This is a genomic window from Pseudoclavibacter sp. AY1F1 (assembly GCF_002931075.1).
In the GTDB taxonomy this organism is placed as follows: Bacteria; Actinomycetota; Actinomycetes; order Actinomycetales; family Microbacteriaceae; genus Pseudoclavibacter.
In genome coordinates, this window is sequence record NZ_PSTQ01000001.1 from 171,321 (window position 1) to 193,527 (window position 22,207).

Genomic DNA, 22,207 nt, shown 5'->3' on the forward strand with positions numbered 1-22,207 from the left:
CCTGCAACAGGCACCGTCGCTCGGGGATCGCAGACGGGGCGTTGACAGCATTGTGCCGTCGTGTTCGGATTGAAGTCAAGCGGTTTACTAACATTTGGTGAAGCGGTTTTCTGTGACTACAGTGTGCCTATCAGCATGTGATTGCGATCGCCTTAGGTCGCAATATCAATCGTTCCAAGGAGGCAACGATGGTGACCATGAGAGAAGTGGCCAACCTGGCAGGGGTCTCGGTCGCCACCGTGTCGTTCGTCGTGAACGACTCGAAGCCCGTGAGCGCCGCGACTCGCGAGCGAGTCGAGGCAGCGATGGATCAGCTCGGCTTCCGTCGCAACGTTCTTGCCAGGGCTCTCGCGAGCCAGCGGACCCGCATTATCGCGATCGTCTTCCCCGCCTCACAGCACCGACTCGGGGCCACGGCGCTGAGCATCATCACCAGCGCCGCGGTCGCGGCGGGCGAGCGCGGGCACAACATCGTGCTCTGGCCAGCGGGCTACGACGACGGGAAACTCGAGGAGTATGTTCGCGGGGGACTTGTCGACGGCGTCCTCCTGATGGAAGTCCGTGACGGCGATCCGCGCATCCCGGTGCTGCAGAAGCTCGGGGTGCCATTCGGCCTGATCGGCCGCACCGAGCGCGATGAGTCGCATCCCTACGTCGATATCGACTTCGAACAGGCCGTTATCGATGGAATCGCGCATCTCACGGGGGAAGGGCATCAGCACCTCGGCCTCGTCATCGGAGAAGCGGGTGACGACGCCTACGGCGGCTACGGACCGATCCTGCGCACCCGAGAGGCCTACGAGCGGCGGATGCAGGAGCTCGGCCTCGAAGCCGTTGTCGTCGAATCGTCACATAACCCGATCGGCGGTCTCGCGGCAGCGGACGCCCTCGCAAGCGAGCATCCAGATGTCACGGGGGTGCTTGTCCTCAATGAGGCTGCGCTCTTCGGCTTCCTCAGCGGCATCGTGCGCCACGGCTACGCGGTCCCTCACGACATCTCCATCCTCGGACTCGCGACTTCCGCGGACAACGTGGCCATCGCCGACCCGGTCCTCTCAACTCTCGTCGCTCCGGGTAGCGAGGTGGGGCAGATCGCTGTCTCGGCGATTATCGATGCGCTCGAAGACCCGACGGGGGAGCCGTCCCGCACGCTCGTCCGATGCTCCCTGCAGCTCGCCGGCTCGACGGCCCCACCGCAGCCCGGCCGTGCTCGCTCTTCTTCTGCACGTCCCTCACGACCCGCACGGCCATCGACGGCCGAGGAAGGCTCAACGCATGAAGTTCACTGATGGTTTCTGGCACCCCCGGCCAGGAGCGGCACTGCACTACGCCAGGGAGATCGATCGAGTCGAAAAGCGTGGCTCGCGCCTCGTCGCTGTGGCCCCGACTAAGCCGGTACTGAAGCGCGGTGACGTGCTCAACCAGCCCCTCTTGACGGTGAGCCTGTCGGCCCCCATGGATGATGTCATCCGCGTGCATGTCCTGCACCACGCCGGCCGAGCCGAGCCGCTCCGCTTCGACGTGACGGACGCTGCTGACCCTGACCGCATCTCCGTTGACGAGGAACGCGGAACAATCACGAGCGGCGCCCTTCACGCGACCCTGACCTCCGGTCCGAGCTGGGACCTCACATTCGCGGCCGACGGCCGGGCGCTTACCCGCAACGGCAGCAAATCGGTTGCCTGGGCGAGTGTCGCAAGCGACGCGAAGGTCGAGCACGGCCCGATCGAGCTGCAACGCCCAGGTCCGACCAGTTACATGTTCGCGCAGCTCGACCTCGACGTCGGCGAGGTGGTCTACGGCCTCGGCGAGCGCTTCGGGCCGGTCGTCAAGAACGGGCAGTCGGTCGACATCTGGAACTACGACGGCGGCACCTCCAGTGAGCAGGCCTACAAGAACATCCCCTTCTACCTCACCAACCGCGGCTACGGGGTCTTCGTCAACGACCCAGGACACGTCTCGTACGAGGTCGGCAGCGAAGCAGTCGAGCGCGTGCAGTTCTCTGTTCAAGGGGAATCGCTCGAGTACTTCATCATCTACGGTCCGGAGCCGAAAGCGATCCTCGAGAAGTACACGGCTCTCACCGGCCGTCCGGCGAGCGTTCCCGCGTGGACGTACGGCCTCTGGCTCTCGACGAGCTTCACGACCGACTACGACGAGGCCACCGTCAACCGCTTCGTCGACGGCATGTTCGAGCGCGACCTACCGCTCTCGGTCTTCCACTTCGACTGCTTCTGGATGCGCGGGTTCAACTGGTGCGATCTGGTCTGGGACGAGCGACTCTTCCCAGACCCAGACGCGATGCTGCGCCGGCTCCATGACAAGGGCTTGAAGATCTGCGTCTGGATCAATCCTTACATCGCGCAGGAATCTCCACTCTTCGCGGAGGGCATGGCCGCGGGGTACCTCGTGAAGCGCAGCGACGGCAGCGTCTGGCAATGGGACCGCTGGCAGGCGGGCATGGGTCTCGTCGACTTCACGAACCCGGACGCTGCCGAGTGGTTCAAGGCGCATTTGCGACGTCTCGTGCGCCAGGGGGTCGACTGCTTCAAGACTGACTTCGGCGAGCGCATCCCGGTCGACGGAGTGTACTCCGACGGATCCGACGGGGAGCGCATGCACAACCTCTACACGCACCTCTACAACCGTGCCGTCCATGAGGCCCTCGTCGAGGAGCTCGGCGAGGGTGAAGCGACGCTGTTCGCAAGGTCTGCGACCGCAGGTGGACAGAAGTACCCGGTGCATTGGGGTGGGGACTCGACGTCGTCGTTCGCTTCGATGGCTGAAACGCTACGCGGTGGGCTTTCCCTGGCTTTCAGTGGGTTCGGATACTGGAGCCACGACATCGGTGGCTTCGAAGGCGTCCCGGACTCGGCCGTCTTCAAGCGCTGGACGGCGTTCGGGTTGCTTTCAAGCCACAGCAGACTGCACGCCAGCGAGTCGTACCGTGTGCCGTGGGACTTCGACACGGACGTCGACGAATCAGACGCGCAGAGTGCGGTCAGCGTGCTGCGAAAGTTCACGCGCCTCAAAGCCACGCTGATGCCGTACCTGCTCATGGCCGGTCGCGAGGCGTCTGCGGCTGGGACGCCCATCATGCGCCCCCTTCTTCTCGAGTTCCCGCACGATCCGTCCGTTGAGTACCTCGAGCGTCAATACATGCTCGGGAGCGACCTCCTGGTCGCGCCCGTGTTCAGCTCGGAGGGGCGGGTCGACTTCTACTTGCCCGCTGGTCGCTGGGTCTCACTGCTCACGCAGGAAGTCGTTGAAGGCGGTCGCTGGATTCGGGAGGAGCACGCGTTCGACTCCGTCCCGCTGTACTTGCGGGCGGGGGCCGCGATTGCGCTTGGCGAAGCGGATGCGCTTCCTGAGCGGGCGCTCACGACCGGCATTCTCGTGCACCCCGATGGTGACGACGGCGAGACCGTGATCGCTGCGACCGACGGCGCCACGTTTGTCGTCACGCGTGACGCTGGTCACATCGTCGTGACGGGTCCTGAGGATCGGGACTGGACGGCGGCCATTGCACGGGGACGCCAGGTCGATGCGAATGCAGGGACCGCGCGACTGTGAGCCTCTCTCCGGTGGCGCCCGATGAACTTGCTGCAATCGAAGCTCCTGTTCTTGTTGTCATGGGCGTCTCCGGAGTAGGCAAGACGACCGTTGCCTCGGCGCTCGCCGAGCGGCTCGGTTGGCGGAGAGCGGAAGGCGACGACCTGCATCCAGCCGAGAACCTCGCCAAGATGGCCTCAGGAGTTCCACTGGACGATGACGATCGCTGGCCTTGGCTCGCCAGGGTCCGCGAGTGGATCGTCGCTCGGACCGAAGCGGGAGAAGCTGGCATCATCACGTGCTCTGCACTCACCGTCGCCTACCGAGATCAGCTGCGTCAGCCATCCGTCATCTTTGTTCATCTCGACGGGTCGCTGTCAGTCGTCGGCGGAAGGCATGCGGCGCGATCTGACCACTTCATGCCGTCGTCGCTTCTCGCATCCCAGTTCACGGCACTTGAGCCGCTTCGCGACGACGAGCAATCGATCTCGGTGGGAATCGTCGAGTCTCCTGACGCGATCGCTGACCGCATCGTCGCGATGCTGGGATTGCGTCGAGTCGAGCGCCCGCTTGGCGCGGCGCATTGAAGTTCATCGCCATGAGGTCGCGCGAGCCACTCGACGGCAGTCCCGCTGGCTACCCGAGCGCGAACTCGTCGAAGAGGTGAGCCGGTGTCTCCGGCGTGCGGGGGTCGTAGACGTAGCTTCCGACCACGGCACCCGCTTCCGCTGACACGGTCAGCACGCTGAACACGCTCAGGTCGGGGTCGGCGATGTAGGGAAGCGGCTGATGTGCTACGCCGCGCCGCGGGCGGATTGTCGGCACGATCGGGGCGAGGCCGCCGGGGTCGCCCTGGGAGAGGGCGTCGTGGACGTTCCACTGTGGTGGCGGGCCTGCCCGCCGCTGCCCGCTGCTGCGGTCGAACGCACCGTGCGTGCTGCCGGCGTGCGAGGTCTCCAGGTAGTGCACGCCGGCGTTCGACGTGAACCGCGACCAGAGGTGGGAGTGCCCGCCGACAACGAGGTCGACCCGGGCAGCTTCGAGCAGCGGTGCCACATCTCGCAGCAGGATGTTCTCGCTCGACGGGTAGTCGTAGCGCACGCCGGACACCTCGCCGGCAGCGTTGCGCTCCTCGAGACGCACGGGATGCGCGAAGTGCGGCATCGCGTTCACCCCGATGCTGTGCGGGCTCTCGTGCATGACAACAACCCGCAACCTGGCCTCAGCGAACTCCGGACTCTGCAGTTCGCGTCGCAGCCAGTTGTGCTGCGTGCTGCCGACGCTCAGGTCGTCGATGATGTGCGAACCGTAGCGTTGAGCAAGCGGGTCGTCGAGCACGTCGCGTGACTCCTGGTACCTGCTCGAGACGTCACGGTCCTCGGGACGCTCGTCCGCGCGGCCCGATCGCCAGACGCGCGCCGCGCTGAGCGCGATGATGCGCACACCGCCGAACGTGATGGCGTAGAAGCGCGACCCTGACGGGGAAGGGAACAGCGCCTCGTAGTTCGAGAGGCTGTGGCCGTCGGCGCAGACGGTGAGCGGCAGGGCGTTCTCGAACGTCTCCGAGAGCAGCGCGCCTGGCTCTCGCCTGCCTTGGACCTCGTGGTTCCCGACAACCGGGAAGATCGGGGTGCTCGGCAAGATGCTCCTCATGGATGGGAAAAACGCCGACCCTCTGGCATCGTCGAACCACTCTGAGGCCCGATCCGGAACGTTCACGAAGTCGCCTGCGTAGAGAACGGCGTCGAACCGGCCAGCCGTTGCTCGTGCCTGCTCCATCGCGGCTGGCACGGCGGCACCGAGCTGGTGATCGCTGGTCAGCAGGATGCGGAGCAGTGGCACGTCAGCGGGGGGAGCGGCAGAGAGGCGAGCGACGGCGGACGCGGCATTGTCGCTGACGACTCGGTACGCGTAGGCCCGGCCCGGCACGAGCCCCTCAGCCCTCGCAGAGACATGCCACACCTCGCGGGGCACGGTCACCTCAGTCTCCAAGGCACGACGCAGCTCGATCAGGCCCGTCGGGAGCACGCTCTCGCGATCCTCCGCCATGCCAGGGAGCCGTGCGGCGGCCGCATCCACCGCAAGCGCACCAGGCAGCAGAGCACTGAGTTCCTCGCACTGCAACTCGGTCGGCGTGAGTCCCGAGAGTTGTTCCGCGGTTTCGACGGCAGCCAACACGAGGCGGCTCCTACGCGGCTCGCCGTCAGTGATCCAGGTGACCTCGACGCCGCGCTCATCCGGCCGCAGCAGGTACGGCTCACACAACAACCCGATTTCTGCTTCTGCATGCGCCATTACGTCCCCGCCCCGACCCCGACTCTTGCGGCTATCCCCGCCAGTGGCCAGAGTAATCACCTGAGTACCCTGCTCCACCGAATCCAGCCGATGTTCCCCCGACGATCTTCAGCAGCGCGCACGAGCTTGCACCTCTTCCGAAGCTGACGCTGCCAAAGGACGCGTCCCCCGAGGCGGCCACGCTCGCGGGGCTCGCCTTCAAGAAGCGGTGGGCCGCCAAGCGCAAGGCCAAGGGGTGGTAGCCAGTGGATGCACCCGACATCGTGCTCTCGAGCGCCGTGCAGGTGTGCTGGGAGAAGTTCTGGCCCAAAGCATCCCGCGAGGTGAAAACCAGGGTTTCACGTCGCAAGCGAAACATCACAAGGCGACCACGATCTGCGTCTGGTGTCATACAGCAGACTCTCAGGCAGGTAGCGTTGCGCACACAATTCGGTTGAGGCGATCCGCGTCAGCCGACACACCGGCAGACGCGGGGGCAGCCGGGTTCCGACAGGTTCCAACGCTGCTCCAGGTTCTGCCCTGGCCGAGGAGCACGATGCGAACTTCGCTCACCTCACTCCTGCAACGAGTCGCAGACTCACGAAACCAAATCCTCTCCGTCATCGCGGTGGCACTGCTTCTGCTGCTGACCGGTGGTGCCATCGCGGGAACCGCGCAGGCGGCCACGATCGGCAAGAGCGCCGTCGAGGGACAGACCTACACGATCGCCACCGACACCACGTGGGCGCCGTTCGAGTTCGAGATCGACGGCGAACTGCGCGGCATCGACATGGACCTCATCAATGCCATCGCGGATGATCAGGGCTTCGACGTCGAGATCAAGTCGCTTGGCTTCGACGGGGCGTTGCAGGCAGTTCAGACCAACGCCGTGGACGGCATGATCGCCGGAATGTCGATCACTGACGAGCGGAAGGGCACCTTCGACTTCTCGAACCCCTACTTCGACTCGGGCATCCAGATGGCCGTCGCGAAGAGCAACAACGACGTCACCACCTACGAGGACCTCGCCGGTAAGACCGTCGCCGCGAAGAACGGCACGGAGGGCTTCACCTTCGCCGAGACGCTCGGCAAGGAAATCGGCTTCACCGTCACGGGCTTCCAGGATGCGTCTGACGCGTTCAACGACGTCACGAGCGGCAACTCGGTTGCCGTCTTCGATGACTTCCCGATCCTCCAGTACGGCATCGAGACGGGCGAGATCAACCTCAAGACCGTCACCGAGCCCGAGCGCGCGTCGTCGTACGGCTTCGCTGTGAACAAGGGCCAGAACCCGGAGCTTCGTGAGGCGTTCAATGAGGGCCTGAAGAACGTCGTCGAGAACGGCACGTACCAGGGCATCCTCGACGAGTACCTCGGAGATGGTGCGCCTGACGCGACCAAGATCTCCGGTGGCGTTGTCACCCTCGGCAACGAGGTCATCGAGGACGACGGGCCGGGAACGCTCCCGAAGAACCCGCTCTTCGCTGTCGACACCCCGCAGGACAAAGGCTCGTTCGTCATCGCGACGGACAACACCTACGCGCCGTTCGAGTTCGAGCAGAACGGCGAGACCATCGGCATCGACATGGACCTGATGCGCGCGATCGCCGCGAACCAGGGCTTCACGGTCGACATCAAGCCGCTCGGCTTCGACGCCGCTCTCCAAGCAGTGCAGTCCGGCCAGGCCGACGGCATCATCGCCGGCATGACCATCACCGACGAGCGCAAGGAGGTCTTCGACTTCTCGGAGCCGTACTTCACCTCCGGTGTGCAGATGGCCGTCGCTGAGGGCGACACGAGCATCGCCGGCTACGAGGACCTGGCCGGCAAGAACGTCGCCGTCAAGACTGGAACCGTGGGCGCCACGACCGCCGAAGAGCTCTCGACCGAGTACGGCTTCACGATCCGCACGTTCTCCGACACCGCCGACATGATCGCGGAGGTGCAGACGGGCAACTCCGTCGCACTGTTCGAGGACTTCCCTGTCCTGCAATACGGCATCCAGCAGGGCAACGGCCTCATGACCGTGGGAGACCCCATCGAGGGCGGCGAGTACGGCTTCGCGGTGCTCAAGGGACAGAACGCTGACCTGCTCGAGATGTTCGACGCCGGCCTCGCCAACGCCGAAGACACGGGAGTGCTCGACACGATCAACGACCGCTACCTGGGCAGCGAGGAGGAGTCGGGACAGCTCGGCTTCTTCGAGCTCGTCGTCGCCGCCTTCCCGTCGCTCATGGTCGGCCTCGGCTACACGCTGCTCGCCACGGCGCTCTCGCTCGTCTTCGCCATGATCCTGGGCCTCGCGTTCGGCTTCCTGAAGATCTCGAAGAACCTGCTCCTCCGCGGCATCGCGTCGACGTACGTGAACATCTTCCGAGGCACCCCGGTGCTGGTGCAGGCGTTCTTCTTCTACTTCGGTGTGCCAGCCGTGACGGGCATCTCGCTCGACGCGCTGACAGCCGGTGTGATCACGCTGAGCCTCAACGCTGGCGCGTACATCACGGAGACGGTGCGCTCGGGCATTCAGTCGGTCGACCCAGGTCAGATGGAGGCGGCTCGCTCGCTCGGTCTGACGCGCGGCAAGTCGATGCGCCGGGTTGTGCTGCCGCAGGCGTTCAAGATCATGACGCCGTCGCTCATCAACCAGTTCATCATCACGCTGAAGGACACCTCGCTGCTGTCCGTCCTCGGCTTCGCTGAGCTCACCTACCAGGGCCGAATCGTCATCGCCTCGACCTTCCGGTCGTTCGAGATCTGGCTCGTCGTCGGTGTGCTCTACTTCATCGTCATCTACCTGCTGACGGTCCTCTCCAACTACGTCGACAAGAGGTTCAACAAATGAGTGACGTGAACAACTCAGCGTCGGATGCATCAGCCGTGGAGCAGACGCCATTCACCGGTCGCTTCGATGCTGTCAACTCGGGCCAGCCCCGCGTGCGCGTCGTCGAGATGCACAAGTCGTTCGGCCCGGTCGAGGTACTCAAGGGCATCGACCTGGAGATCGCGAACGGCGAGGTCATCGCGATCATCGGCCCGTCCGGTTCCGGGAAGTCGACGCTGCTGCGCTGCCTCAACCGCCTCGAGGAGGTCACCAAGGGCCACGTCTTCGTCGACGACGACGACATCACGGCCCCGAAGACGAACCTCGACAAGGTGCGCCAGCGCATCGGCATGGTGTTCCAGCACTTCAACCTCTTCCCGCACATGACCGTGCTGGAGAACGTGACGCTGGCGCCTCGCGAGATCAAGGGGCTCTCGAAGGAAGCCGCCAATACCCGCGGCGCGGAGCTGCTGCGCCGAGTTGGCCTCGAAGAGTTCATGGATCGCCGCCCCGCGCAGCTCTCCGGTGGCCAGAAGCAGCGCGTGGCTATCGCCCGCGCGCTTGCCATGGACCCGGAGATCATGCTCTTCGACGAGGCGACGAGCGCGCTCGACCCTGAGATGGTCGGCGAAGTGCTGCAGGTCATCCGCGACCTGGCGAAGTCGGGCATGACGATGGCTCTGGTCACGCACGAGATGGGCTTCGCGCGCGAGGTGGCTGACCGTGTCGTATTCATGGCGGACGGCAAGATCGTCGAGATGGGTACGCCGGACGACCTCTTCGGGAACCCGAAGGAGGCGCGGACGCAGGACTTCCTCGGCAAGGTCCTTTAACGATTCTGCGCCTCCAGCGCTGAAGAACGTGGCACCCCCTGTCCGGTGGACAGGGGGTGCTTCGTTTCCACTAGCCTGTCGAGGTGACGCTCAACGATGCACCCACAGCCGCCCAGTTCGCCAACGACACCACTCCCGGATCCGAATGGTGGCGCTCCGCCGTCATCTACCAGGTCTACCCGCGCTCGTTCGCGGACGGCAGCGGCGACGGCATCGGCGATCTCGCCGGCGTGACGGCGCACATCCCTGACCTCGCGGACCTTGGCATCGACGCCATTTGGCTCTCGCCGTTCTACCCGTCGCCGCTCAACGACGCCGGGTACGACGTCGCCGACTACTGCGACGTCGACCCCGTCTTCGGCACGCTCGATGAGTTCGACCGGATGCTCGACGCTGCTCACGAGCGCGGCATCCGCATCATCGTCGACATCGTCCCGAACCACTCGTCGTCGGAGCACGCCTGGTTCAAGGCGGCGCTTGCCGCGGGACCTGGCAGCCCTGAGCGCGCCCGCTACCTCTTCCGCGAGGGGAAGGGCGAGCACGGGGAGCTGCCGCCGAACAACTGGCAGTCGCTGTTCGGCGGACCGGCCTGGACTCGTCTCACGGAAGCGGACGGCACGCCGGGCCAGTGGTACCTGCACCTCTTCGATTCGACGCAGCCCGACTTCGACTGGTCGAACCCGGTGGTGCACCAGGACTTCGAGGACATCCTCCGTTTCTGGCTCGACCGCGGCGTCGACGGCTTCCGCATCGACGTCGCCCACGGCCTCGCGAAGGAGGACGGGCTGCCCGACTACATCCCCGTCGAGAGCAACCTGCCCATCGTCGGCGACCCCCGCACCCCGTACCTCGGGCAGGAGGCCGTGCACGAGATCTTCCGCGCCTGGCACCTCGTCGCCGCCGAGTACGACGGCGACCGCGTGCTGTGCGGTGAGGCGTGGCTGCCGAGCGTCGAGGAGATGGCCGAGTGGGTTCGCCCGGGCCAGCTGCACCAGACGTTCAACTTCGCGTACCTGCGCGCTCCTTGGGACGCGGACGGCCAGAAAGAGGTCGTGACGCGCTCGCTCGCCGCGTTCGCCTCATCCGGTGCCCCCAGCACGTGGGTGCTGTCGAACCACGACACCGTGCGCCACGCGACCCGCCTCGCGCTGACCGAGCCCAACGCGCACGGCGCCGGAGTCGGCCCGAAGACCCCGGGCCAGCCCGACCCCGTCGTCGGGGAACGTCGTGCCCGCGCCGCGACGGCGCTCATGCTCGGCCTCCCGGGGTCGAGCTACCTCTACCAGGGCGAGGAGCTCGGCCTGCCCGACGTCATCGACCTCGCCGACGACGCTCGCCAGGACCCGATCTTCATCCGCTCCGAGGGCGAGCTGTACGGCCGCGACGGGTGCCGCGTGCCGATCCCGTGGGAAGCGGACGGCGCCAGCTACGGATTCAGCGCGACCGGGAAATCCTGGCTGCCGCAGCCTGAGCTGTGGGGGAAACTCGCGCGCAGCGAGCAGGTGCACGACGCCTCCTCGACCCTGAACCTGTACCGGTCGCTGCTGGCGCTGCGACGCGAGCATGACCTCGGCATGGGCGATGCGCGCTTCGAGTGGGTCGACGGCTTCGGCGACGAGGTACTCGCCTACCGCAACGGCGACGTCACCGTCATCACGAACTTCGGAGCGGAGCCGGTGGAGCTGCCGGAGGGCCTTCGAGTGCTCGCCCGCAGCGAGGTCGCGCACGTGGACGGCGCTACCCAGCTGCCGACTGATACGACGGTCTGGCTTGGTGCAGCCGAGTAGCACCGCGGCGTCTGGAGCGTCTGGCTTTTCTGGAGCGTCTGGCTTGCCTGGAGAACCTGGCTTGCCTGGAGTGTCAGTTCGCGGCAGCGTCGGGGCGGCGAGGCTCATCACCGAGCTCTCGACCCCGGCGCTGCCGGTTGTTGTGATCTCGCTGCTGTGCGGTATCTCGAGCAGCCCGGGCTGGGCGGGCCTCCTGTGGGGTGCCATCCCGGCTGTGCTGTGCGGGGTTGTGCCTTACGCGGTGCTCGAGATCGCGTCGCGGCGCGGGATGCTCACCGACCGTCACGTCACGCAGAAGCGGCAGCGGCCGTGGGCGTACGGCATCTGTCTCGTGTCGGTCGCCGTCAGTGTCGCGCTTCTCGTCCTGCTTGGCGCGCCATCGATGATGTTCTGGGCGCTCGGGACAATGTTCGTGGGGCTCGTCGCCGCTGGCGGCATCACGGTGGTCGGCCCGAAGGTGTCCGTTCACGCGTTCTGCTGGAGCGCGCTGTGCGTGTTTCTCGCGTTGCTCTTCTCGCCCTGGTGGCTGCTGCTCGGACTCGTTCTGCCGGTGATCGCCTGGAGCCGCCTCCGCCTCGAACATCACTCGCCGACCGAGGTTGTGCTCGGCACGGTGCTCGGTGCCCTCGTCACGGCGGTCGCCTGGTTCTTTCAGCCGATGTGATCGGCGGCGCGACTGGTCGACCCGGTCAGCGCCGCCAGGTACAGTTCACTCGGATCGTACGCCTCTTCGCTGACCCGAGACACAGCCATTTGCGGATGTGCGGGAGCACACTCGAAGCGGTGGCCGGATCTCGCTGGCCCCGCTTCGGAAGGATTCAGCAGATGGCATTTCAGGACAAAGTCGCGATCGTGACCGGCGGCGGTTCGGGGATTGGCGAGGCGATCGCCAAGGACCTCGCGGCGAACGGCGTCAAAGTTGTCGTCTCCGACATCAACCTCGACGGCGCGAAGCGCGTCGTCGGCGAGATCGAGGCTGCGGGCGGCACGGCTTCAGCGTTCGAGGCGAACACGGCAATCGCCGAGGACAGCGTCCGGACCGTGGAGTACGCCGTCGCGACCTACGGCAAGCTCAACTACGCGGTGAACAACGCCGGCATCGGCGGCAAGGCGGCCCCCGCGGCAGAGGTGGAAGTCGACGACTGGGACCGCGTCATCAACATCAACCTCAACGGCGTGCTCTACGGCCTGCGCGCGCAGATCCCCGCCATCCTCGAGGCCGGCGCCGACGAGGGCGCGATCGTCAACATGGCGTCGATCCACGGCACCGTCGCCGCGATCGGCAGCGGCGCGTACACCGCGGCGAAGCACGGCGTTGTCGGCCTCACCAAGAACGCGGCAGCGGAGTACGGGCCGCAGGGACTGCGCATCAACTCCGTCGGACCCGCGTACATCCGCACCCCGCTCCTCGAGCAGCACCTCGACGCGGCCGGGTTCGCGGCGCTCGAGGCGAAGCATCCACTTGGCCGACTCGGCAAGCCGGAGGAGGTTGCGAACCTCGCGACGTTCCTCCTCTCCGACAAAGCGAGCTTCATGACGGGCGCCTACGTGCTCGTCGACGGCGGCTACACGGCCGTCTGACCGCTGCACCCGCCACAGGAGTCAGCCAGAGGCCCCCCTTTTCCGTGGGGGAGCGTGCTTCCGGCTGACTCTTCGTGCCGGGTGGTAGCGGGGGTCAAGCGGAAGCGTTGCGGCGGCGCGCTACTTCTCGGCGATGGCCTGGCGGATGCGCTTGAGCGAGACCGTCTCGGACGTGCCGAGCTGCTGGGCGAAGAGACTCACGCGGAACTCCTCGAGCATCCACCTGACCTGCACGATGGATGCTGGGGCGGTCCGGTTCACGGGGAACGTGCCGCCCGCCTCCGTGTACAGGGCCGTGGCCTGCTCAACCTGCATAACGCCTGCCCGCTCGATGCTCGAGTGGCTGAGCACGCGGTCAAGTCGGTACGTGAGGGCGCGAAGGTAACGCGGAAGGTGCGCGAGGCGGGCGACGCCCGTCCTCGAGACGAAGCCGGGGTACACGAGGGCCTGCAGCTGCGACCTGGCGTCGGCGAGCGACGGCAGCACCGAGATGTGGTTCGCCGACTTGAGCGCCTTGTTGGCCTCGCGGAAGCGGTCGAGCACCTCGGAGACGAGCTTCGTCTGCGCGAACATGCGGTCGAGGAGGGTCGCGTTGAAGGCGTCGCGCAGCACGTCGAAGGCGGCACGAGTTCGGACGGGTCCGCCGTGCTCCGCGCTGTAGGCGGCAACCGCATCCTGGGCGAGAGCGGCGACGATGTCGTTGAACAGCGCTGGCGTCGAGTGGTACGGGCTCGTCGCGAGGGCGAGCTTCTCCTTCGCCGTCAGGTGCTCTTGCACATAGCTTGCGGGGGAGGGCACGGATGCGGCGAGCAGGGCCGCGACGCCGACCGGATGCTCCCGCGCCTGGTCCTCCGGAGTCGTCACGAGGCGCAGGTCGATGCTGCCCTTGACGACGGCGAGCGAAGGGTAGGCGCGGATCACACCGTGCTTGCGCTTGATGTCGATGAGCTCGGGGATCTCGTCGAGCGGCCACTCGGTGAGACCATGCTGGTCGTAGCGAAGTTCCGCCGTGGATGCGCTCTGGGCTGGGACCGAGCCTGCCTCCCGCACGCCGCTCCCGGGCCGTGCCGGAGCCGCGACTTCCTGCGTCGCGCGCAGCACGGACGCCTCCGACGCCTTCTTGAGCTTCTCCTGCAGCGTCTTCAGGTCTTCGCCGGTGCCGAGCTCGCGGCCCCGGTCGTCGAGCACACGGAAGCGCACGCGCAGGTGCGACGCCACACGGCTCCAGTCGAACTCGGAGACGTCGAAGCGGATGCCCGCCTGCCGCTGCATGATCTGCCGGAGCGCGTCGTCGAAGTCGCCTGGCACGTCCTGGCCGAGGTCGGGTCTCGCCTCGCCGAGCTCGCCGAGGAGCTTGTCTGCCCAGTCGGCGGAGGGCACAAAGTTCCGGCGGGTCGATTTCGGCAGCGACTTGAGCAAGGCAATGACGAGCTCGCGGCGCATGCCCGGCACCTGCCAGTCGAAGCCGCGGTCGTCGAGGCGCGACAGGAGGGGGAGCGGGATGTTGACGGTCACGCCGTCGTCGGGCGCGCCCGGGTCGAAGCGGTACCTGAGGCGCAGGCGCTGATCGCCCTGCTTCCACTCTGTCGGGAACCCTGCGCCCTGCTCGTCTGGGTCGGCGTGCTCCTCGCCGAGCACATCCGCCCGCGTCATGGTGAGCAGCTGCGGGGTCTGCTGCTGCGCGCCCTGCCACCACTTCTCGAACGTCGACTGCGAGACGACGTCGCGGGGGAGCCGCTCGTCGTAGAACTCGAACACGGCGTCCTCGTCGTCGGAGTACGCGCCGCGCGACCTGGTGCGCTCCTCGAGGTCGGCGAGGCTCTTGCGCAACGCCCGGTTCTTCGAGTCGAAGCTGTGGCGGCCGTTCCAGTCGCCCTCGACGAGGGCGTGGCGGATGAACAGGTCGCGCGACCAGGCCGGGTCGATCTTCGAGAACTGCACCGTGCGTCCGCGGACGATCGGCACGCCGTAGAGGGTCACGCGCTCGATGGCGACGGCGGAGCCCTGCTTCTTCTCCCAGTGCGGGTCGGAGTGGTTGCGCTTCGCGAGGTCGCCCGCGAGCACCTCGGCCCAGGCGGGATCGATCTTGGCGACGGTGCGCGCGAAGAGGCGGCTCGTCTCGACGAGCTCTGCCGCCATGACGACGTCCGGCTGCTTCTTCGCCTTCGCGAGGCCCGAGCCCGGGAAGATCTGGAAGCGCGTGCCGCGGGCTCCCGCGTAGTCGCGCTTCAGCTCGTCGCGGATGCCGATGTGGCTGAGGAGGCCGGCGAGCATGGAGCGGTGGATGGCGTCGGCGAGGGCGCCGGGCTCCTGCACCTGTCCGGCGGCGGGCCGCTGCACCTTGAGCCCGATGGGGCCAGCGAGCTGGCGCAGCTGCCGGAACACGTCCTGCCATTCGCGGAAGCGGACGAAGTTGATGAACTCGTCGCGGCATTTACGCCGGAAGGCGCTCGAACCGAGCTCGTGGCTCTGCTCCTCGAGGTAGTTCCAGAGGTTCACGAGCGTGAGGAAGTCGCTGGACGGGTCGCGGAAGCGGGCGTGCAGCTCGTCGGCCTTCTGCCGGTGGTCGAGCGGCCGCTCGCGGATGTCCTGCACGGTCATGCCGGCCACGATGATGAGCACCTCACGGCTCACGTCGTGCTGTTTCGACTCGATGACCATGCGCCCGAAGCGGGGGTCGATAGGCAGGCGGGCGAGGCTGCGGCCCGTCTTGGTGAGGCGCAGCTGGCTGGCCTGCCCGTGGCTGGCCTTGCCGGGTTCGACGGCGCCGAGCTCGCTGAGCAGGTCGGTGCCGTCCTTGATGCCGCGGGCGTCCGGCGGCTGCAGGAACGGGAACTCTGAGAGGGCGCCGAGGCCGAGTTCGAGCATCTGCAGGAGCACGCTCGCGAGGTTCGTGCGGAGGATCTCGGGCTCCGTGAACTCCGGACGGCGGTCGAAGTCGGCCTCGGAGTACAGGCGGATGGCGACGCCTGCCGAAGTGCGGCCGGCGCGGCCGGATCGCTGCTTGGCGGAAGCCTGCGAGATGGCCTCGATGGGGAGGCGCTGCACCTTCGCGCGCGTCGAGTAGCGGGAGATGCGGGCCGTGCCCGTGTCGATGACGGCCACGATGCCCGGCACCGTGAGGCTCGTCTCGGCGACGTTCGTCGCCAGCACCACGCGGCGCCGCACGCCAGGCGGGCGCTTCGACTCGAACACGCGGTGCTGTTCGGCGGAGGAAAGGCGCCCGAAGAGCGGCAGCACCTCCGTCGACTCGGGGCGACGGTCGCGCGCGACGTGCGCGCGGATCGCGTCCTGCGCATCCCGGATCTCCTGCTCGCCCGAAAGGAACACGAGGACGTCGCCCGGCAGGTCGCGGTCAAGCTCGTCGAGCGCATCCACGATGCCCTCGAACATGTCGCGCTCAGGCGTCTGCGGTGCCGCGTCTTCGTCGTCGTCCTCGCCGGGGAGAGCGGCGTCGGCGACAAGCGGCCGGTAGCGCACGTCGACGGGGAACGTTCGACCCGAGACCTCGATCATGGGGGCGTCGTTGAAGTGCTTCGAGAACGACTCGGGGTCGATCGTCGCCGACGTGATGATGACCTTCAGATCGGGCCGCTTCGGCAGGAGCGTCTTCAGGTAGCCGAGGAGGAAGTCGATGTTGAGGCTGCGCTCGTGGGCCTCGTCAATGATGATCGTGTCGTACTTGCGCAGCAGGCGATCGCGGTGGATCTCGTTGAGGAGGATGCCGTCGGTCATAAGCTTGACGCGCGTCTCGGCCGACACCTCGTCGGTGAAGCGCACCTGGTAGCCGACCAGCCCGCCGATGTCGCCGCCGAGCTCATCGGCGATGCGCTCGGCGATCGTGCGGGCCGCGATACGGCGCGGCTGCGTGTGCCCGATCATCGTGCGCCCAAGTTCGAGGCAGATCTTCGGCAGCTGCGTGGTCTTGCCCGAACCGGTCTCACCCGCGACGATGACCACCTGGTTGGCTGCGATGGCGTCGCGGATCTCGTCCCGCATCTGGCTGACGGGCAGCTCCGGCGGGTAGGAGATTGCGAGGGGAGTCGTAGTCATGAGCGTTTCAGTCTATTGCCAGGTGAGTTCAGAATGTGCCTCGCATCGGCCACTCAGCAGCGCTGGGTCGGCATCGTTCGCTCCCAGCGTGGTGCGGCAGTTCGCTTTAGTTGCACACGCTTGCTAAAACTGTGGGATGACCGCATTGCAGATCCCCAACGTTTCCCTCAACGACGGCACCAGCATCCCCCAGCTCGGCTTCGGTGTGTTCAAGGTCGACCCGGCAGAGACGGAGCGCATTGTCTCCGACGCCCTCGAGGTCGGTTACCGCCACATCGACACCGCCAAGATCTACGGCAACGAGGAGGGAGTGGGCCGCGCTATCGCGAAGTCCGGCATCCCGCGCGAAGAGCTCTACATCACCACGAAGCTGTGGAACGACGAGCAGGGCCGCGACACGCCACGCGCCGCGATCGACGCGAGCCTTGAGCGCCTCGGCCTCGAGAAGGCAGACCTGTACCTCATCCACTGGCCCACGCCCAAGCAGAACACGTACGTCGAGAGCTGGGAGGCCCTCGTCGAGCTGCAGCAGGCTGGCCTCACGACGTCGATCGGCGTGTGCAACTTCTTCGAGTCGCACCTCCGCGACATCATCTCCGCCACGGGCGTGAAGCCGGTTGTCAACCAGATCGAGCAGCACCCGATCTTCCAGCAGCCCGAGCTCGACGCCTACCTGCGGGCGGAAGACATCAAGACCGAGGCGTGGGGCCCGCTCGGCCAGGCCAAGTACCCGCTCTTCGAACTCGAGCCCGTCAAGGCCGCAGCGGATGCACACGGCAAGACGCCAGCACAGGTCGTCATCCGCTGGCACATCCAGAAGGGCAACATCGTGTTCCCGAAGACCACGTCGCGTGAGCGCATGGTCGAGAACGCTCAGGTCTTCGACTTCGAGCTTTCCGGTGCCGAGTACGACGCCATCACCGCGCTCGAGCGCGGCGAAGAGGGTCGCGTCGCGGCGCACCCCAACGAAGTGAACTAGCTCCACGCAGTCGCTGAGAACGGCCGGTGCTCCCTCGGGGGACGCCGGCCGTTCTGCGTGGCCGGGCGGGGCGCATCCGCATGTCTCGTGTCGGCTGCATCCACACGGGGAATGCAGGCTCCTGGCGTCAGGAAGCGCCGTTTCTCGTGTGCTTCCGGCGAGGCGATTCGAGGCGGGCGCTGGCAGGGTTCCGGTGACCAGCTGCCCGCTGGCGATGCCGCGTTCCGCGCGCGCGCCTCGAGAGCTCCGCAGCTGCTGCTCCGAGAGAGGAGCTGCGACCCTGTGTGCGAGGAGCATCCTCGCGTCGTTCTCGCCTCCCGCGGACATGGTCCACGACTCGTCGGCCAGCGCGACGCCCGCCGCCTCGATCACCTCGACGAGTGCGTCGTCGAGCTCCGGCGTGGCGACTGCGAGGTCGCTGAAGGCCTCCACAGTGTCCTCGGGGTCTGCGGGCGAGCCGAGGTCGACGCTGATCGCCACCCAGTGGGCCTCCGGAACCTCGATGGTCTGCACGACGAACGCCGCGATGTCTCGCTGGCCAACGTGCTCCGCGATGTCGAGGTAGAAGTCCTCCATGCTGCGGCGTATGGCGAGCTTCTCGCGCCAGTCGGCGACGGAGAAGGACGCTGCGTCGTCGATCTCTGCCAGGGGTACGTGTGCGCGGCGGAGGAAGTCGAGGCGAACGTCTATATCGGGCCGAACGCCTGCGAGCAGGACACCAGCGGAACCTTCGCCGGGATGTACCGCCTCTACGTCGCGTACCCGTGAGTCGGACTTGCGGAGACGGCCGACTAGGCAGAACGCTCAGCGATCGCCGCAAGCTCGCTCACTGAGCCGTCGGCGATGATGCGCAGGTGCTCGGTAATCACCTCGATCGGCCAGTCCCACCAGGCGACGTCGAGCAGCGCCTCGATGTCGGCGTCGTCAAAGCGGCGGCGGATGAGCGTGGCTGGGTTACCGCCGACAATCCCGTAGTCGGGCACGTCTTTCGTGACGACGGAGCCGGTCGAGATGATTGCCCCGTGCCCGATTCGCACGCCCGGCATGATCGTCACGTCGCCGCCGATCCACACGTCGTTGCCGATGACGGTGTCCCCGCGACTCGGAAGGTCGGTGACGAGGTCGAGGTGATGCGCCCACGAGCCGCCCATGATCGGGAACGGGTAGGTCGACGGGCCCGACATGCGGTGGTTCGCGCCGTTCATGATGAACTTCACGCCGGCCGCGATCGCGCAGAACTTCCCGATGATCAGACGCTCTGGCCCGTAGTGGTGCAACACATTGCGCGTCTCGAACGCCGTGGCATCGTCAGGATCGTCGTAGTAGGTGAAGTCTCCGACGCTGATGAGCGGACTGGTGACCAAGGGTTGCAGCAAGACCACCCGCTCTTGCCCCTCGATCGGATGCAGCGTGCTGGGGTCGGGGGGAAGGGCGGGCTCGTTCACCGGCTCAGTGTAGATCTCAGTGCCTCGCGCACATCTCAGTTGGCGTCGCGCAGGAGCGATCCGCGCGGCCGCAGCGTGCACACTTGAGGCGAGCGCACCGGAGGTTCCAGTGCCCGAACGCGGTGAGGACCCCCATGATCACAAGCACCGAGATCCTCGGAACCGAGGAGCTGCTCCTCGAGCGGAACTCGAAGGCGTTGGCGGTGCACCAGAACGTGGTGGCTGCGGGGCGCGCCGCAGTAATCGCACTGAACAAGCAACTCAGCAACGAGTCGGACGAAACAGCACTGCTGCGACTCGACAACGAACTTGATGCCGTCATCGGGCGGAGCCTGGACGAATACGCGCGAGGGGCGAGGGGGCTCTTCAGCGCCGACGATCTTGCCCTGTGGACCGCGAAGGTCGCTCGCGTGCCCGGCAGCTACGTCGGCCGAGCGGCCGCAACGGGAGTGCCCGGATCGCTTCTGCTGCTCGACGCCCTCGAGGAGGCTGAGGCGGACGAGCCGGGCAACCGTTTCGTCTCCCTCGAGGACACACTGGCCAACGGCGCCAGGTACTGCCAGTGCGGCTACGCCTCGAGCCGGACGCGGCCCGAGCAGCTGTGCCAACTCTGCTCAGGCGCCGTGCTCAACGAGTGGCGGGCTGAGGAGGATCGTCTGCTCGAAGGCTCGCCCCGGCTCGCTGCTGATCTTGAGGTGGTCTTCGACGGGTTGCTCGACAAACTCGCGGGCATCCACCTCGCTCAGGGTGGCGTCGCAGCCTCGACCTCAGCGCGCCGTCGTGCGGGAGATCGAGGAATCACGCGCGTGAACGAGACGAGAGCCGCTGAGATCGCGCTCCTCGACCTTGCTCGCTGGCGGGATCTCTGTGAGCTCAACGCGCTCGGCCGGACCATGGCGGTGACTGCTCACAGCAAGTACTGGTCGCGCTGGGGCCTCGGATCTGCGCGGATTTCAACCCTCGCGGTGGTTGGCGCTTCGGAGCTCCAGGCACGGATGCGCAAGATCTCTGGCAGTCGGCCAGCTCCGGAGCCCACCTTCTTCGAACGGTTGTTCTCTCGGAGGTGATGAGCCCGCCCGCGCCTACCGCCAGCTGGGCAGCCAGTGCGTGAGCGACCAGTACGAGGTGGAGATCATCTGGCCGGTCCACACTGGCCAGAACAGCACGGACACGAGCGCCATGACCACAAGCAGTACGCCGACCGCGGAGACGCCGATCGTCCGTGACGACTGCGGCGTCTGGCGGTCGCCCGCGATGGTTTGGATGACCACCAGCGACGCGAGGATCATGAACGGCAGGAACGCGATCGCGTAGAAGTGGAAGACTGCCTGGCGCTCGAGGTACGCGAGCCACGGGAAGTAGCCGGCGCCGTACCCGACGAGGATCGCGAAGTACTGCCACTTCGGGCGCAGGAAGCACATGATGATGAGGAACAGGATCGACACCGTGCCGAACCAGAAGATGATCGGGTTCGAGATCGACGTGATCGCCTCGACGCACTGGCCGACGTCGCAGGATGAGCCGTCGCCGGCCTCCGAGTAGACGTAGCTGAACGCGGTGGGGCGGATGAGGAACGGCCACTCCTGCGGTCCCGACTGGTAGGGGTGTTCGGCGCTGAGGCCGCGGTGGAAGTTGTAGGCCTCCACCTGGTAGTGCCAGAGGCTCTGCAGGGGGAGCGGCACCCACGACAGGAGGCCGGTCCACGCGTTACCGGCCTGCTCCGCCCAGTCGCGGTAGAAGCCGCCGGTCGTCGTCAGCCAGCGGGTCCACGTCGCGAGGTAGGTGAGGGCCGCGAGCGGCACGGTCAGGATGAACGACACGGGACCCTGCAGGAGGATCGCCGCCGACCCCCAGAACGTCACGCCGAGTCGCTTCCGCTCGATCATGTCGACGACGAGCGTGTAGACGCAGAACGCGGCGAGGAAGTAGAGGCCGGACCACTTGACGGCCGACGCGGCGCCGAGGGTGACGGCCGCCGCCATGAGCCAGGGGCGCCACCAGAGGCGCGGACCCCAGTCGGGCCCGACCGGCTTCACGTCGGGCGTGCGGGACGTGGTCGTGGCCTTCGTCGGAGTCGGCTCGCCCTCGAGCCCCTCCTCCTTGCGCCACGCCATGATCTTCGTGCGCAGCTTCTTCTGCTGGTCTTCGCGGTCGAGCAGCACGAACAGGAACGCGAGCAGCACGAAGAACATGAGGATGCCGTCGAGGATCCCGACCCGCGACATGACGATCGCGTGCCCGTCGATGGCGAGCATCCCGGCACCGATCGTGGCGAGCACGGGGGAGCGGAACAGCTTCTTCGCGACGACCCACAGGAGGGGTACGGCGAGCGTGCCGACGAGGGCGACGCCGAACCGCCAACCGAACGGGTTGTCGGCGCCGAAAACGAGCATCCCGAGCCCGATGATGTACTTCCCGAGCGGCGGATGCACGACGTACGACGGGTCGGTCGTGTAGCCGTTCGGGTCTCCCGCGTTGAAGGCGTCGTTCGGGTTCTCGGGCCACTCGGCCTCGTAGCCCAGGTTGAGGAGCGTCCACGCGTCCTTGACGTAGAAGGTCTCGTCGAAGATCAGGAAGTGGGCGCCGCCGAGGTTCCAGAAGCGCAGGACGGCGGCGAGCAAGGTGACGACACCGAGGAGGATCCACTCGGTGCGCAAGCGAAGCCGAGGCGTGCTGGTGACACGGGCCCAGAGGTCGTCGAAGACCGAGCCGCGCGCGACGGGCGCTTTGGGAGCGGGAGTTGCGGCCGCCGCGTCTGCAGGCGGCGTCGCGGAGTCAGGGGCCACCGGAGCGGCGACCGCAGCCGTCGCAGGAGCCGTCGTCGCGGGTGACTTCGCCGCTTCGTCTGGGGTTCCGGTCTCTGCTTGCTCGCTCACCCAAGC

15 protein-coding genes are annotated in these 22,207 nt (G+C 66.7%); 11 read left to right on the forward strand and 4 right to left on the reverse strand.

Going from position 1 to position 22,207, the window contains the following annotated elements; translation table 11 throughout:
* The first annotated feature begins 188 nt into the window (after positions 1-188).
* Genes C5B85_RS00850 through C5B85_RS00860 form a run of 3 tightly spaced genes read left to right on the forward strand, consistent with a single transcriptional unit; the run spans position 189 to position 4,139 of the window.
* Entirely contained in the window at positions 189-1,289 is a 1,101-nt protein-coding gene (locus C5B85_RS00850; protein ID WP_104284180.1) for a LacI family DNA-binding transcriptional regulator, read from the forward strand.
* Entirely contained in the window at positions 1,276-3,573 is a 2,298-nt protein-coding gene (gene yicI / locus C5B85_RS00855) for an alpha-xylosidase (protein ID WP_104284181.1), read from the forward strand. The genes C5B85_RS00850 and yicI overlap by 14 nt, the downstream gene beginning before the upstream one ends.
* A gap of 11 nt (positions 3,574-3,584) precedes the next feature.
* Positions 3,585-4,139, forward strand: a complete 555-nt coding sequence (locus C5B85_RS00860; protein WP_258070531.1) for a gluconokinase — start codon at positions 3,585-3,587, stop codon at positions 4,137-4,139.
* A 49-nt stretch (positions 4,140-4,188) separates the two neighbouring features.
* Here C5B85_RS00860 and C5B85_RS00865 read toward each other — a convergent pair whose 3' ends face one another.
* Positions 4,189-5,847, reverse strand: coding sequence for a metallophosphoesterase (locus C5B85_RS00865; protein ID WP_104284183.1), 1,659 nt, complete (start codon positions 5,845-5,847; stop codon positions 4,189-4,191).
* 535 nt (positions 5,848-6,382) lie between these two features.
* Here C5B85_RS00865 and C5B85_RS00870 point away from each other — a divergent pair.
* The 5 genes from C5B85_RS00870 to C5B85_RS00890 all read left to right on the forward strand — a co-directional run bounded on the left by C5B85_RS00870 (position 6,383) and on the right by C5B85_RS00890 (position 12,848).
* Positions 6,383-8,668, forward strand: a complete 2,286-nt coding sequence (locus C5B85_RS00870) for an amino acid ABC transporter substrate-binding protein/permease (protein ID WP_104284184.1) — start codon at positions 6,383-6,385, stop codon at positions 8,666-8,668.
* Between the two features lie 107 nt (positions 8,669-8,775).
* Positions 8,776-9,480, forward strand: a complete 705-nt coding sequence (locus C5B85_RS00875) for an amino acid ABC transporter ATP-binding protein (protein ID WP_181064265.1) — start codon at positions 8,776-8,778, stop codon at positions 9,478-9,480.
* An 83-nt stretch (positions 9,481-9,563) separates the two neighbouring features.
* A complete protein-coding gene (locus tag C5B85_RS00880) occupies positions 9,564-11,267 on the forward strand; it encodes a glycoside hydrolase family 13 protein (RefSeq protein WP_104284186.1) in 1,704 nt (567 codons plus the stop codon).
* A 61-nt stretch (positions 11,268-11,328) separates the two neighbouring features.
* Complete coding sequence (locus C5B85_RS00885) at positions 11,329-11,931, forward strand: hypothetical protein (RefSeq protein ID WP_146077791.1); 603 nt, start codon at positions 11,329-11,331, stop codon at positions 11,929-11,931.
* A 161-nt stretch (positions 11,932-12,092) separates the two neighbouring features.
* A complete protein-coding gene (locus C5B85_RS00890) occupies positions 12,093-12,848 on the forward strand; it encodes an SDR family NAD(P)-dependent oxidoreductase (protein WP_104284188.1) in 756 nt (251 codons plus the stop codon).
* A 120-nt stretch (positions 12,849-12,968) separates the two neighbouring features.
* On the opposite strand, the gene hrpA is transcribed toward C5B85_RS00890, so the two are convergent.
* Positions 12,969-16,901 carry an ATP-dependent RNA helicase HrpA gene (gene hrpA / locus C5B85_RS00895; RefSeq protein ID WP_104284189.1) on the reverse strand — a complete coding sequence of 1,311 codons (3,933 nt, stop codon included), beginning with the start codon at positions 16,899-16,901 and terminating at the stop codon, positions 12,969-12,971.
* A gap of 145 nt (positions 16,902-17,046) precedes the next feature.
* On the opposite strand from hrpA, the gene C5B85_RS00900 reads away from it, so the two are divergent.
* Both C5B85_RS00900 and C5B85_RS00905 read left to right on the forward strand, forming a co-directional pair.
* On the forward strand, positions 17,047-17,880 hold the full coding sequence (locus tag C5B85_RS00900; RefSeq protein ID WP_219819329.1) for an aldo/keto reductase: 834 nt from the start codon (positions 17,047-17,049) through the stop codon (positions 17,878-17,880).
* Between the two features lie 282 nt (positions 17,881-18,162).
* A complete protein-coding gene (locus C5B85_RS00905; protein ID WP_104284191.1) occupies positions 18,163-18,648 on the forward strand; it encodes a hypothetical protein in 486 nt (161 codons plus the stop codon).
* Between the two features lie 23 nt (positions 18,649-18,671).
* On the opposite strand, the gene C5B85_RS00910 is transcribed toward C5B85_RS00905, so the two are convergent.
* The gene (locus tag C5B85_RS00910; protein ID WP_104284192.1) at positions 18,672-19,325 is read right to left on the reverse strand and encodes a CatB-related O-acetyltransferase; all 654 of its coding nucleotides are present in this window, start codon (positions 19,323-19,325) and stop codon (positions 18,672-18,674) included.
* Positions 19,326-19,459: 134 nt separating this feature from the next.
* On the opposite strand from C5B85_RS00910, the gene C5B85_RS00915 reads away from it, so the two are divergent.
* Positions 19,460-20,392, forward strand: a complete 933-nt coding sequence (locus C5B85_RS00915) for a hypothetical protein (protein WP_104284193.1) — start codon at positions 19,460-19,462, stop codon at positions 20,390-20,392.
* A 15-nt stretch (positions 20,393-20,407) separates the two neighbouring features.
* On the opposite strand, the gene C5B85_RS00920 is transcribed toward C5B85_RS00915, so the two are convergent.
* The gene (locus tag C5B85_RS00920) at positions 20,408-22,201 is read right to left on the reverse strand and encodes a dolichyl-phosphate-mannose--protein mannosyltransferase (RefSeq protein ID WP_258070532.1); all 1,794 of its coding nucleotides are present in this window, start codon (positions 22,199-22,201) and stop codon (positions 20,408-20,410) included.
* Between the last annotated feature and the right edge of the window lie 6 nt (positions 22,202-22,207).